We start from the raw sequence: 13,617 nt of genomic DNA, 5'->3' as shown, positions 1-13,617 counted from the left end.
GAATGGCTTCGCAAATGGAACCGTTACTTATAGAAAGCGTTGCAGACGAGGGCACACAATTATGGGCAAATTAGGGTTTACAGTAGTAAACGGGGGGAATATCGTAACTCCGCGCGGCTTTACAGCCGGAGGATTGCACTGCGGACTTAAAAATACGGACCGCAACGATATCGGCGCGATTCGCTGCGAGGTAGAGGCGACGGCTGCTGCGGTATACACCACCAATGTATTTCAGGCTGCACCGCTCAAAGTGACTCGCGAAAGTCTCGTGGATGGTCGGCTGCAAGCGGTCGTGGTGAACAGCGGGAACGCCAATGCCTGCACCGGACAGCAAGGAGAGCAGGATGCCTACACTATGCGCTCGGCTGCGGCTCGTGAGCTGGGTGTTGCGGAGAGCAATGTAGCCGTTGCATCGACGGGCGTGATTGGCGAGCATTTGAAAATGGATCGTGTGCTTGGCGGCATATCCGCATTACCTGGCCGTGTAAACGGGGAAAACGACGGAGCGGAGCAATTTACGCAAGCCATTTTGACGACGGACTTGGTTAAAAAGGAAGCATGCGTGGCGGTTGAAGTGGATGGTGTGACCGTACACATCGCCGGGGCGGCGAAGGGCTCAGGCATGATTCATCCGAACATGGCGACGATGCTGGCTTTTATGACCTGTGATGCCGTGATTGAGCAGACTGCACTTCATCAGCTATTGAAGCAGGCAACGGATACCAGCTTTAATATGATTACGGTAGATGGCGATACGAGCACGAACGATATGCTGATCGCGATGGCAAGCGGGCTGGCGGGTAACGGTGAGCTGCACGCAGGACATCCCGATTGGGCTGCTTTTGCCGAGGCGTTCACCTATATCTGCCGTGAGCTGGCGAAGGCAATTGCCCGCGATGGGGAAGGCGCTACGAAGCTGGTAGAGGTGTCCGTGAGCGGCGCGGTAAGCGACGCATCTGCTCAAGCGATAGCGAAAACAGTGATCGGGTCCAGTCTGGTGAAGTCGGCCGTTTTTGGTGCTGATGCGAACTGGGGCCGGATTATTGCAGCTGTCGGGCGGGCCGGAGAGCCGGTCAATCCAGATACGGTAGACATCCGCTTGGGTGATATTGTTGTGCTGAGCGCGTCCAGCCCAGTCGCTTTTGATGAAGATGAGGCGCTCTCCTACCTTCGGGGAGATACGGTGCGGATTATTGTGGATTTGCATCACGGGAACGGAACCGCCACAGCTTGGGGCTGTGACTTAACTTACGATTACGTGCGGATTAACGCTGCATATCGGACATAGACAACGGAATAAACACGGATGTAATTCTGGCATTATTATAAAATGGCACGGACTGTGCAGAGGAGAAAAGGGGAGATTATATGCAATCGGCAGTGGAGAACGCGGATCAAGCCAATCATGCGGGATTGGCGCGTCGTAATTTTGTGATGAAATGCGGAGGAAGTACGCTGGCTGCGTTGCCTGATTCCTTCTTTGACGATCTGGCCCGCTTGCAGTCGGAAGGTCTTCAACCTGTTATTGTACATGGCGGCGGCCCTGCGATCTCCGACAATTTGGCGAAGCTGGGCATCGAAACGGAATTCATCAACGGACTGCGCAAAACGACTGAACCCGTGCTGGATGTCGTGGAAATGGTGCTGGCGGGCAGCATTAACAAGCAGATTGTACGCAGGATCGGAATGCACGGAGGTCGAGCGCTCGGCTTGTCGGGCAGTGATGGCTATTTAATCGAGGCAAAACCTGTGTCGAATGCCGCAGAGGTCGGCTGGGTCGGAGAAGTGACATCCGTTGAAGCTTCAATTATTACAGGCGTGCTGGATATGAACTATATGCCCGTTATTGCGCCCATCGGGATCGACAGGTCCGGTCAGCGTTACAACATTAACGCGGATACAGCGGCGGGTGCGGTGGCATCTCATATCGGTGTTAGCCGGATGATCGTCGTTACGGATGTACCAGGCATATTGAAGAAGATCGGCGGAGAGAAGAAGGTACTGGACTCTATCACCGTACAGGAGATTGAGGATATGATCAGTACAGGTGAAATATACGGCGGCATGATCCCTAAGGTGAGAGCGGCTATAGCCTGCATCCACGGTAAAGTGAAGGAAGTCGTCATTGTGAACGGCAGCGAACCGCAGGTATTAAGCCGTGTGCTGGGCGGGGAAGCCATTGGAACGCGCGTCGTGCGCATGCAGTAATCATCGTATACAACCAAACGAAAAAGGAGCGTGAACATAATGAGTAAGGAACCAAATACGCTGGTGAGCGTCGAAACACCGGCTACGGACGGGGCCGTTGTTGGAGCACAAACAGACAGCTCTCTTTTTCCAACCTACGCAAGATACCCGCTTACACTGGTCAAAGGAAAAGGAAGCTGGCTGTGGGATGATCAGGGCAAGCGTTATCTGGATTTCATGTCAGGCATTGCGGTTACCAATCTTGGACATGCGCCACAGGCTGTAGCTGAACGCTTGAAAAAGCAGATTGATGAACTATGGCATGTATCCAATCTGTTTCATATTCCGGGACAGGAACGGGCCGCCGCTCTACTGACTGCCAATAGCAGCGCAGACGCCGTGTTTTTCTGCAACAGCGGAGCGGAAGCTAACGAAGCTGCGATCAAGCTGGCGCGTCGTTATCACCAGAAGGTGAAGCAGACCGGACGCTACGAGATCATTACGTTCACGCAATCCTTCCACGGACGGACGCTGGCAACCTTGACCGCTACGGGTCAGGATAAAGTAAAAGAAGGCTTTTTGCCGCTTCCTGCCGGATTCAAAAGCGTTCCCCTCCACGATCAAGCTGCGCTCGAAGCTGCGATCAGCGAGAATACCGCCGCAATCATGCTGGAAATGGTGCAGGCAGAAGGCGGAATGTATCCGGTCGAACCTGCTTTTGTAGACGTGATTACAAAGCTGTGCGATGAGCATGGATTGCTTTTGATCATTGATGAGGTACAGACGGGCATGGGACGCACAGGTAAGCTGTTTTCCTTTGAGCATTACGGCATTGAGCCGGATATCTTTACATTGGCAAAGGGCTTGGGCAGTGGTTTTTCCGTTGGCGCGATGCTGGGCAAAGGGTACTTGCGCGAAGCGTTCACAGCGGGCAGCCACGGCTCTACCTTTGGCGGTACTCCGCTTGCTATGGCAGCGGTTCAGGCGACCATTGAAACGATTATTGATGACAAGCTTCCAGAGCGTGCGGCTGAGCTGGGCGAGTATTTGTTCCAAAGCTTGCAAAAGCAGCTTGGAGAGATTCCTTTTGTGAAGGATATCCGTGGAAAAGGTCTGATGGTCGGTATCGAGTGTGCTGAGCCTGTGGCGAAACTTGTTTTGGCAGGTCAAAAGAAAGGCATTCTGTTCATTACCGCAGGTCCTAACGTGATTCGCCTGTTGCCTAACCTGTATGTAACGAAGGACGAAATAGATCAGGCTGTAGCACTGGTTACCGAAGTGATTCAAGAGCATATTGCTTAGTGCGGCTAAACCACTTAGATTAGAGTATAAAAGGAGATGATAGCATGAGCCAGGGCGGCGCATTGCAGCAAATCAATCTAAAAGGGCGGGATTTTCTGGAGTTGGAAGACTACTCGACCGAAGAAATTCAATATTTAATTGATCTCGCCATCGAAATCAAGCGCAAGCATAAAAATGGAGAAACCTATCAGCCGCTGAAGGGGAAAACGATCGGACTGATTTTCGAAAAATCCTCTACACGTACGCGAGTGTCTTTTGAAGTCGGCATGTTTCAATTGGGCGGGCATGCCCTTTTCCTCAGTAAAAACGACATTCAACTAGGACGCGGTGAGCCTATTAGCGATATGGCGCAGGTGATGTCTCGCTATCTGGACGGCATTATGATCCGTACCTTCGGGCACGATAATGTTGTAGAGTTGGCGCGTTATGCCTCTGTTCCTGTGATCAACGGCTTGAGCGATTTGGCGCATCCGTGTCAGGTGCTGGCTGATTATCAGACCTTGTATGAGCAGAAGGGCAAGCTTAAAGGGCTTAAATTGGCCTACATCGGGGACGGCAACAATATGGCGCATTCCCTGTTGATTGGTGGAGCAAAGCTTGGCGTGCATGTATCGATTGCAAGTCCTGCTGGATATGAGCCTGATCCGAGTGTTGTGGCAGCTTCCCGTGAGATTGCCAAGCAAACCGGCAGTGAGATTGTGATTACCCAAAGTCCGCAAGAAGCAGTAAAGGATGCAGATGCAATCTACACGGATGTATGGGCGAGCATGGGCTTTGAGGAGGAGCAGAAGGAACGGGAGCTTGCTTTTGCCGACTTCCAGGTGAATGAGGAGCTGGTTAAGCTGGCGAAGCCGGATTATCTGTTCCTGCACTGTCTGCCTGCGCATCGTGGCGAAGAAGTGAGCGCAGGTGTAATCGACGGACCGAATTCAGTGATTTTTGATGAGGCTGAGAACCGTCTGCATGCCCAAAAAGCATTGATGGTTGCTTTGATGGGATAAAGAAGTTATGTTTTATGGTTAGAAAGATTGCAATTGTGGAAGATGATCTGTAGATTTAGATGCAGATGTGAATGAAAGATAGTGGCTAGAAGCATTCGGGGAGGACTTTCAATCATGGCAAAAGAAAAAATCGTACTCGCATATTCCGGCGGTCTGGATACGTCGGTCATTTTGAAATGGCTTAAAGAAACCTATGACGCTGAAATTATAGCGTTTACCGCAGATATCGGACAGAAGGAAGAACTGGATGGTTTGGAGGAAAAAGCGCTCGCTACGGGAGCCTCCAAAGTGTATATTGATGATTTGCGTGATGAATTCGCCAAGGATTTTATTTATCCGATGTTTCAGGCGGGTGCTTTGTATGAAGGACAATATTTGCTCGGAACGAGTATTGCACGTCCATTGATCGCTAAACGGATGGTGGATATTGCGATTGCAGAGGGTGCAACAGCTATCGCTCACGGCGCGACAGGCAAAGGCAACGATCAGGTGCGCTTCGAGCTGAACGCGGCGGCGTTGACGCCGGATATCAAGGTGATCGCACCTTGGCGGCTGGAAGAGTTCCGCAATCAGTTCCCGGGCCGGGCAGAAATGATTGCCTATGCGGAGAAACACGATATTCCGGTAACCGCTTCTGCGGCCAAGCCGTACTCCATGGACCGTAATCTGCTGCATATTAGTTATGAAAGCGGGGTGCTGGAGGACCCTTGGTTTGATCCGAGCGCTCCTGCAAATAAAGAAATGTTCTTGCTCAGCAATGCGCCTGAGGATGCTCCTGATGAAGCGGAATATTTGGAGCTGGAGTTTGAAGCAGGAAACTGTGTTGCTTTGAATGGAGAGCAGCTAAACCCGTTGCAGGTTATGGAAAAGCTGAATGAGCTGGGCGGCAAGCATGGCATCGGACGTGTGGACATGGTGGAAAACCGTTTTGTCGGTATGAAGAGCCGTGGAGTGTATGAGACGCCGGGCGGTACGATCCTGTTCACAGCTCATCGCAAAATGGAGTCCATCACGATGGATCGCGAGGTTATGAATCTGCGCGACAGTCTGATTACTCGTTATGCTACGCTGGTCTACAACGGTTTCTGGTTCGCGCCGGAGCGTGTGGCTTTGCAGGCATTGGTTCATGAGAGCCAAAAGAATGTCAGTGGTACCGTGCGCGTGAAGCTGTACAAAGGCAACATTATCGGCGCAGGTGTCAAAAGTCCGGTCAGCTTGTACAACCCGGATATTGCGACAATGGAAGCCGATCCGACACAAGCCTATGACCAAGGGGATGCAACCGGCTTTATTCGCTTGAATGCCTTGCGTTTGAAGGTCAATGCGGGAGTAGCCAAAAATAATAAATAAATGAGTTAACCTAAAAATGTACGGGATGTGGGCCGTCCTTGTCCAAGCGACGAGGGCGGCTTGTATTGCAGAGAGGGGATCTTGCAAAAAATGAGTAAGCTATGGGGCGGACGTTTTACGAAGCAGACCAACAAGCTGGTAGAGGAATATACGGCTTCCATCGGATTTGATCAGGCGTTGGCGGAAGAAGATATTCTGGGTAGTTTGGCTCATGTGGCCATGCTGGGCAAATGCGGCATTATTCCGCAGGCTGATGCGGACACGATTAAGGAAGGACTACACACGGTATTGGAGCGTATCCGTCGTGGGGAGATTGAATTTTCGGTTTCGGACGAGGATATTCATATGAATATCGAAAAGAATCTGATCGAAGCGATTGGCCCGGTTGGCGGAAAGCTGCACACCGGGCGAAGCCGTAATGACCAGGTGGCAACGGATATGCACTTGTATTTGCGCGGACGTGTAGTGGCGCTGGTCGGTATGCTGCATGATGTGCAAGCCGCACTGATCGGGCAGGCGAAGGATAATCTGGATACGATTGTACCCGGGTATACGCACTTGCAGCGGGCGCAGCCTATTTTGTTCGCGCATCATTTGCTGGCTTATGTGTCTATGCTGGAGCGTGACATTGACCGTCTCAAAGACAGCTACAAGCGGATTAACGTATTGCCGCTCGGCGCTGGAGCTTTGGCCGGAACCACTTTTCCGATAGACCGTCATTTTGTAGCAGAGCAATTGGGTTTTGACGGAGTTTATGAAAATAGTCTGGATGCCGTTAGCGACCGGGACTTTATCGTAGAGTTTCTGGCTGGAGCTTCGCTGATCATGACGCATTTGTCGCGTCTAAGCGAAGAACTGGTGCTGTGGAGCAGCACGGAGTTTGGCTTCGTGGAGCTGGATGATGCTTTTTGCACAGGCAGCAGCATTATGCCGCAGAAGAAAAACCCGGACGTACCAGAACTGGTACGCGGTAAAACCGGACGCGTGTATGGTAATCTCGTTGGACTGCTGACCGTTTTGAAATCCTTGCCGCTAGCGTACAACAAGGATATGCAGGAGGACAAGGAAGGTATGTTCGATACTGTTGCTACGCTGGAAGGAGCCTTGCAGTTGTTCGCACCGATGATCGCAACGATGAAGGTGAACAAGGATCGCATGCGTCAAGCGGTCAATCAGGACTTCTCCAATGCGACAGATATCGCAGATTTCCTCGTCGGCAAAGGACTTCCGTTCCGTCAGGCGCATGAGGTTATCGGCAAAACGGTGCTGTATTGCATCCAGCAAGGCAAGTATCTGCTTGATCTGACACTGGAGGAATTCCAGCAGTTTTCCGATTTGTTCGACGACCGCATCTATGAAGTGCTTCAACCGGAAGCAGTAGTTAATGCTCGGAATGTATATGGCGGAACAGCAACTGGACAGGTGCAGGCAGCTATTGGACGCAGTGAACAGCTACTGAGCAGCACGTCTACATGGTTTGAAGGGCACAAACGGAGTAACTAATCAGCTGAACTGAAAAAGGTACATGAAAAACGGAGTAGGCGGAATGGTGCTGTACAAGCGAAGCGGTCGCTTTTGTCCCCGGATTTCTATTCTAATCATATCAAAACAGTAAGCAGGGCGCCGTTCGCGGTGCCTTTTGTGCTTTTTAAGGTATTTGGCGGGTATTTGGCTTTAATGATGATCTGAACCATGGTGGATTGCGTAAGGTTTCTTAGACAGGTGCAATCACGGGAACTATAAAATAGCTCTATATACCTATGTATGCGTTAGTATGAAAGTTTCTAGAATTTACATTTTCGTATACCTACTCCTATTACGATTATGGTAGAATAGCACTAAGTTTTTAATTGTATTACCAATTCATCAGGACAAGACTGGTATCAATTGAATAAATGGAATATTTTGTGGGTTCCCTTTTGACCAGAAGACTTGCATTAATGTGTAAATGAAGGGTTTAAATGAGAATAAGAGAATGCCCTGCTTTCCAGGAAGACGTAAGACCATGGATGCAGGGACAGGGTAAGAGGCAGAGTCGGGGACGGTTCAGGGAGGTATTATGAGAAGCAAAAGAACGGCGCGGCAGTTAAAGAGCGCATGGATCGGTTATCGCGCTTCTGACGCCGATCAACTGGTGTCTTCGTTGCACGAAGAACGGATACAGGCGGAGAAGTTGCTGCGCGAGGAACGGGAGCTTTTCCACGCGGCGCTGGAACGGAAGAAGCAACGGGACGCGGAGTTGAAGCAGCTGCTTGCGGATGCGCTCGCAGAAGAGCGGCGTTGGATTGAAAGGGCGGGAATCCATGGGTGACAGGCTGAGGTGGCAGGTTGGGGGAGTTTCAATTCTCCAAGCCAAGAGAAGAATAAAAGAAGAACGTCAGCAGATCGCTCGACTGCAGCAGCAGTTGGAGGCCCAGCGGACGGAGCAGGCCCCGGTGCTGTACAAGCTGGATTTTCATATTGAGGAACTCGAACGGCGGCTTCAGGATACAGAACTGCGTATTCAGGCATTACAGAGCGCAGCGGATACGGCAGCAGCGGTGGAGCAATTGCTGGATGAGAGTGTGCAGGATGGACAAGCGCAGGAGGCACAGGTCCAATATGCTAGCGGCCAACAGGAACAGGCTGCGGCAGGAGCCGCCTTTGGAGTAGTCTCCGGCGCTCCTGGTTCAGCAGGCGGAGAGGCCGCCACGGGAATACAGAACGGACGGAACGGCAAGGCCCGCCTTGGAGATCAGTTGGTGGACAACGGCATAATTACCCGCGATCAGCTTACCGACGCCATCCGAAACCAAAAACGTTACGGTGGCAGGCTGGGCGACATTTTGGTAGAGATGGGCTTCATTACCGGAGAGCAGTTGCAGGAGCAGGTGGACGGTGATGAATCCAAAGAGCGACTGGGCGACATGCTGGTACGTTCCGGCTATATTTCACCAGAGCAACTGGAGCGAGCGCTGGAATTCCAGGCGAAGAGCGGCGGGCTGCTCGGTGATATTTTGCTGTCATTGCAAATGCTAGAGCCTGCGGATTTGTACCGCGCGATTGCTACACAGAACCGAATCGGCCGTATTGGCGAAGAGCTGGCACTGGATGCGGCCTACAAGCTGCCGGAGCAGGTGGCGATGGCTTACGGCGTGGTTGTTATTCATGAATATATGAACCGCTATATTGTGGCGGTCAGTGATCCGTTGCCGGAAGAGCGGCGCTTGAAGCTGGAGGACATTCTCGGCATGCCGGTGGAGCAGGTGCTAGCGACCAAGGAAGAGATGGAGCAGCTCTGGGGTAAAATCTACGGTGAAGAAATGATGCAGGAGAGCACGACCGGATTGTTGGAAAAAGAGCCGCACAATTCGGCGCGTACGACCTTTACGAAGGGACAGCTCTGGGTGTTCGCAGCAATGGGCGTAATTACAGTGCTCGGTCTTTTCTGGAATAGCTGGAATACGGTGCTGATCATCAATATGCTGATTCAGTTGTTCTATTTTGCCATGACGCTCTTCAAATTCGGTATTATTTATCTCGGTTCCCGGCGTGGGGCGCAGCTTCGCTTCTCAAAGGAAGAGGTCGACGCCATGGATGAGAAAAAGCTGCCGATCTATACGATTCTCGTACCGATGTACAAGGAGGCGGGCGTGCTTCCGATGCTGTTGCGGAATTTGGAGCAGCTTGATTATCCAAAATCCAAGCTGGATGTGCGGCTGCTGATTGAAGAGGACGATATTGAGACCATTGAGCTGCTTCGTGAAATGAAGCTGCCCGCCTATTATACGACACTGGTCGTCCCTGACGGCTTGCCCAAAACCAAGCCGAAGGCGTGTAACTACGGACTTATTCGGGCGCGCGGCGAATTTGTAGTTATTTATGATGCCGAGGATCGTCCCGACTCCGACCAGCTAAAAAAGGTCATTGCGGCGTTCGACTCGCTCCCTGAGCATTATGCGTGTATACAAGCCAAGCTCAACTATTTTAACAGTACGCAAAATTTGCTGACCCGCTGGTTCACGCAGGAATACAGTATGTGGTTCGAACTGCTGCTGCCGGGTATTATGCAGTTAGATACGCCTATTCCTTTGGGCGGAACATCCAATCATTTTCGGGTATCCGTACTCAAAGATATCAATGCGTGGGACCCCTACAATGTAACCGAGGATGCCGATCTGGGTATACGTCTGTATAAAGGCGGCTACAAAACCGCCATTGTCGATTCCCGTACATGGGAGGAAGCGAACAGTCGCGTAGGGAACTGGATTCGTCAGCGGTCACGCTGGATCAAGGGATACATGCAGACATGGCTGGTTCATATGCGCAATCCGGTGAAGCTGGTGCGCGAGGTGGGCTGGAAAGGCTTTTTCGGCTTTCAGGTAATGATTTTGGCGACACCGATGCTACCTTTGCTGAATCCGATCTTTTGGGGATTGCTGATTTTATGGTTTGGCTGGGAAATGGCCTTTATTCCCAAGCTGTTCCCAGGTTATGTGTATTACCTGGCGAGCGCGGAATTTTATATCGGTAATTTTTTGTTCGTATTCAGTAACGTGGCCGGAATGTATTGGGTCATCGGGGAACTGGAAGAGCGCGGTGAACGTACATTTTCATATGCGATGGTCAAATATGGGCTACTCTCGCCATTATATTGGGTACTTATGAGTATAGCTGCGGTGAAAGCAGCCTGGCAGCTCATTACCAAGCCGTTCTATTGGGAGAAGACGACACATGGTCTGACTGATATGCACGACTTGGATGATGCCCCGGCACAGTCCTCCTGAATATAAAGAAAGAAGGAGCAAGAATGGAGACAAAAACACCTTTTTTATCCGTTGTCATTCCCATGTACAATGAAAGCTCGCATCTGGAGCGTTCCCTCAAGGTGATTGACGGGGTGCTGTCTGTCGCCACTTCACGTTATGAGCTGATTGTCATAGATGACGGTTCCAAAGATGATACGTGGCTCAAGCTGTCTGAATTGTCCCGGCGTATGCCTTCTCTGCTTGCACTTCGGCTGAGCCGGAACTTCGGCAAGGAGCTGGCGCTGTGCGCTGGTTTGGAAAATGCCTCCGGCGATGCCATCATCGTCATGGACGGCGATTTGCAGCATCCTCCTGAGATGATTGGGGAAATGGTGCGTTTATGGCAGGATGAGGGCTACGATCTGGTCGAATGTGTGAAGGAATTCCGGGGAGAAGAGTCGATGGGCAAAAAGCTTGGGGCTTCATTGTTCTACGCGACCTTGAATCGTTTGACAGGCTTTAACCTCAAAGATGCCTCGGATTATAAGCTGCTGGATCGCCGGGTGGTGGACGCGTGGATGGCGATGCCTGAGCGGATGCCGTTTTTTCGCGGAATGACGGCCTGGCTTGGTTTCCGCAAAACCCAGATTTCATTCCGGGTGGCTCCGCGGGAGGAGGGTCCCAGCCGCTGGAGTCCGTTTGGGCTGTTTCGGCTGGCAGCAGAAGCGATTGTTTCGTTTTCAACCGTACCGCTGCGGGTAGTAAGTCTGATGGGAATCATTTTTATGCTGATTTCAGTCGTCTTGGGAATTCAAACCTTGATGCGCAAATTAATGGGTGACGCTGTGACCGGTTTTACCACTGTCATATTGCTGCTCTTGATCATTGGCAGTGTCCTCATGCTGTCCATTGGAGTGGTAGGAGAATATATTGCCGCCATATATCACGAAGTCAAAGCCCGCCCCCGTTATCTAATCGCAGATAAACGGGCGAATGCTGACCGATTGTGGGTGGATAGGGAGTTTAATCAACATGATCAGACGTTCGTATCTAAAGTATCCAATCATTAAATACGGTATTGTGGGACTGCTGGGTACAGGTATTCATGTCGGTGTGCTTGTGCTGCTGGTAGAGCTGTTCAAGGTGCCTGCGGTAACAGCTACGACGATAGGATTTGTGGTGACGCTGCTCGTCTCGTATGTGCTGAATCGCAACTGGACGTTCGAGCCCACCGGCGAGGGGAGTCGCACCCAGTTTCTTAAATATTTGTTGGTCTGCTCCTGTGGCCTGCTCTTGAATGCAGGTCTTATGTACGCAACCATTCACTGGATCGGCTGGCCGTATCTGATCGGTGAGGTACTGACCACCATCATCGTGCCCGTTCATAATTACATCTGGAACCGCTATTGGATTTTCTCCGTTCCGCAAAAGCGTCAGAAAGAGGCTTCATGATTTTAAAAAAACACGGAAAAACGTTGTTGTTATTTGCTTGTATTGCTGCGCTTGAAATGGCTGTAGGCATTTATTTTGCCTGGTATCTGGGTTATATGCACACAGATGCCCTCAGTCGCGTAGCTAACGCATTTTATGTGCTGTACAGTCGTGACCCGCATTTGGGAGCTATCGGTTTTGTATGGAATCCGCTGCCCAGCTTGATGGAGCTGGTTGTGCTGTTGTTTTATCCGTTATTTCCTGTACTGGCTTCCCACGGGCTGGCGGCCGTCATTGTGAGTAGCCTGTTCGCAGGCGCAAGCGTAGCCTTATTGTACGGGACGGGGAAGCAACTGGGGCTTCATGGCGGTATCAGTCTGCTGATCGCGCTGTTGTTTTCACTGAATCCGTTTATGTTTCTATTTGGCTTCAACGGCTTGAGCGATTCGCCCTATATCTTTTTTATTTTGTTGACGGTGAGTCGTTTCTGTATGTGGCTGAAGGATCGCAAGACGGCACACTTGATTGTGTCAGGCTTTGCGCTTGCCTTGGCCTTTTGGGTACGCTATGAAGCAGTTCCGCTCGGCGTTGCTATGGCTTTGGGTGTGCTGCTGACGGTTCTTTTTCTACATGGGCGGCGCATCGCCAAAGACAGGAATACAAAGGAATTATCCATCCGTGAGCGTCTGTACAAGGTGGAAGCGACCTGGCTGTTGTTATTGCTGCCGATCATCTTTTCCGGTCTGCTCTGGATCTTTTTTAACTGGATTATTATGGGCGACCCGCTTTATTTTTTACGTTCGGAATATTCCAATGCCACCCAATCGGCGGCTTTGCTGGAGGATCAGCGTTTTGCGGCGATGTTTGCCCATCCTGCGCTGATGCTGCAATTTATCGGGCAACGTACTTCATGGTATGCGGCCCCGCTGATTGCAATTTTGCTCGTACGTTTATTGGACAAGCGTCTGTTCAGTTGGAGCACATTAACACTGCTGGCAATCTTCCTATCCGTACCCGGTCTTCAATTTTTGCTGATGCTCAAGCAGTCTTCTTTCGGCTGGTTTCGGTACTTTATGTACGTGTTCCCGATTACGATCGCCTGGGTGCCATATGAGCTAAGTTTATTGAAGGGGAAAATGCGGGGAGTCGGAGTGTCTATGGTGACAGCCGGGATGCTGATTACAGCAGGCTTGTTGTCCTATGCGCTCAGCAATCCCGCTATTGCGGCAGATGAACACAGCTACCTGACGCATAGTGGAAATGAAAGCTATGATCGGCAATTAATTGAACGAAAAATTGCGCCGTGGCTGGATGAGCATTATAGTTCGTCTCTCATTTTGACAGATTCCTATGCGGCTTATCCAATCATTTTGAGCAGCAAAATTCCAAAGAAATTTATGATTACGAGCGACTATGATTTTGGAAAATCCTTAACGGATCTGCCTGCTTCCAAGGTGGATTATGTTCTGGTAACGCGCATGGTGGAAGGGGTTCCACTGGATCAGGTAAATCGAAGCTATCCCGATCTGTTTGAAAAGGGCGCTCCGTGGGCTTCCCTGATACGTGATTTTAGTGGACAGTGGCGGTTGTACAAAGTGGAACATGATATAGAGCCATGA

11 protein-coding genes are annotated in these 13,617 nt (G+C 50.9%); all 11 read left to right on the top strand.

The annotated features are described in order from the left end of the window. Positions 1-61 precede the first annotated feature (61 nt). The 11 genes from argJ (at position 62) to AC0WRU_RS22300 (ending at position 13,617) form a co-directional block, all read left to right on the top strand. A complete protein-coding gene (gene argJ, locus AC0WRU_RS22350; RefSeq protein WP_476126341.1) occupies positions 62-1,288 on the top strand; it encodes a bifunctional glutamate N-acetyltransferase/amino-acid acetyltransferase ArgJ in 1,227 nt (408 codons plus the stop codon). 80 nt (positions 1,289-1,368) lie between these two features. Continuing rightward, positions 1,369-2,208 (top strand): acetylglutamate kinase, encoded by an 840-nt coding sequence (gene argB, locus AC0WRU_RS22345; protein ID WP_476126340.1) that lies wholly within the window; start codon positions 1,369-1,371, stop codon positions 2,206-2,208. A 39-nt stretch (positions 2,209-2,247) separates the two neighbouring features. Beyond that, positions 2,248-3,489 (top strand): acetylornithine transaminase, encoded by a 1,242-nt coding sequence (locus AC0WRU_RS22340; protein WP_476126339.1) that lies wholly within the window; start codon positions 2,248-2,250, stop codon positions 3,487-3,489. A 44-nt stretch (positions 3,490-3,533) separates the two neighbouring features. Continuing rightward, positions 3,534-4,490 (top strand): ornithine carbamoyltransferase, encoded by a 957-nt coding sequence (argF, locus tag AC0WRU_RS22335; protein WP_476126338.1) that lies wholly within the window; start codon positions 3,534-3,536, stop codon positions 4,488-4,490. A gap of 114 nt (positions 4,491-4,604) precedes the next feature. Then, positions 4,605-5,840, top strand: a complete 1,236-nt coding sequence (locus AC0WRU_RS22330; RefSeq protein ID WP_476126337.1) for an argininosuccinate synthase — start codon at positions 4,605-4,607, stop codon at positions 5,838-5,840. 90 nt (positions 5,841-5,930) lie between these two features. Beyond that, complete coding sequence (argH, locus tag AC0WRU_RS22325; RefSeq protein WP_476126336.1) at positions 5,931-7,343, top strand: argininosuccinate lyase; 1,413 nt, start codon at positions 5,931-5,933, stop codon at positions 7,341-7,343. A gap of 556 nt (positions 7,344-7,899) precedes the next feature. Further along, positions 7,900-8,151: a hypothetical protein gene (locus tag AC0WRU_RS22320; protein WP_476126335.1), complete on the top strand. Its 252-nt coding sequence runs from the start codon at positions 7,900-7,902 to the stop codon at positions 8,149-8,151. Beyond that, positions 8,144-10,606 carry a glycosyltransferase family 2 protein gene (locus tag AC0WRU_RS22315; protein WP_476126334.1) on the top strand — a complete coding sequence of 821 codons (2,463 nt, stop codon included), beginning with the start codon at positions 8,144-8,146 and terminating at the stop codon, positions 10,604-10,606. Before AC0WRU_RS22320 ends, AC0WRU_RS22315 begins: the two co-directional genes overlap by 8 nt. Positions 10,607-10,629: 23 nt before the next feature. Further along, positions 10,630-11,637, top strand: a complete 1,008-nt coding sequence (locus tag AC0WRU_RS22310; protein WP_025684145.1) for a glycosyltransferase family 2 protein — start codon at positions 10,630-10,632, stop codon at positions 11,635-11,637. Further along, complete coding sequence (locus tag AC0WRU_RS22305) at positions 11,600-12,019, top strand: GtrA family protein (RefSeq protein WP_476126333.1); 420 nt, start codon at positions 11,600-11,602, stop codon at positions 12,017-12,019. The genes AC0WRU_RS22310 and AC0WRU_RS22305 overlap by 38 nt, the downstream gene beginning before the upstream one ends. Beyond that, entirely contained in the window at positions 12,016-13,617 is a 1,602-nt protein-coding gene (locus AC0WRU_RS22300; protein WP_476126332.1) for an ArnT family glycosyltransferase, read from the top strand. Before AC0WRU_RS22305 ends, AC0WRU_RS22300 begins: the two co-directional genes overlap by 4 nt.

It is taken from the genome of Paenibacillus sp. 1-8 (assembly GCF_056316205.1).
This window is presented reverse-complemented; position numbering and strand designations above follow the sequence as displayed.

Coding starts and splice junctions, on each gene's coding strand:
- AC0WRU_RS22340 (WP_476126339.1), top strand. CDS start 2,248: ATGAGTAAGGAACCAAATACGCTGGTGAGCGTCGAAACACCGGCTACG.
- argH (WP_476126336.1), top strand. CDS start 5,931: ATGAGTAAGCTATGGGGCGGACGTTTTACGAAGCAGACCAACAAGCTG.
- AC0WRU_RS22330 (WP_476126337.1), top strand. CDS start 4,605: ATGGCAAAAGAAAAAATCGTACTCGCATATTCCGGCGGTCTGGATACG.
- AC0WRU_RS22315 (WP_476126334.1), top strand. CDS start 8,144: ATGGGTGACAGGCTGAGGTGGCAGGTTGGGGGAGTTTCAATTCTCCAA.
- argJ (WP_476126341.1), top strand. CDS start 62: ATGGGCAAATTAGGGTTTACAGTAGTAAACGGGGGGAATATCGTAACT.
- AC0WRU_RS22305 (WP_476126333.1), top strand. CDS start 11,600: ATGATCAGACGTTCGTATCTAAAGTATCCAATCATTAAATACGGTATT.
- AC0WRU_RS22300 (WP_476126332.1), top strand. CDS start 12,016: ATGATTTTAAAAAAACACGGAAAAACGTTGTTGTTATTTGCTTGTATT.
- argF (WP_476126338.1), top strand. CDS start 3,534: ATGAGCCAGGGCGGCGCATTGCAGCAAATCAATCTAAAAGGGCGGGAT.
- AC0WRU_RS22310 (WP_025684145.1), top strand. CDS start 10,630: ATGGAGACAAAAACACCTTTTTTATCCGTTGTCATTCCCATGTACAAT.
- AC0WRU_RS22320 (WP_476126335.1), top strand. CDS start 7,900: ATGAGAAGCAAAAGAACGGCGCGGCAGTTAAAGAGCGCATGGATCGGT.
- argB (WP_476126340.1), top strand. CDS start 1,369: ATGCAATCGGCAGTGGAGAACGCGGATCAAGCCAATCATGCGGGATTG.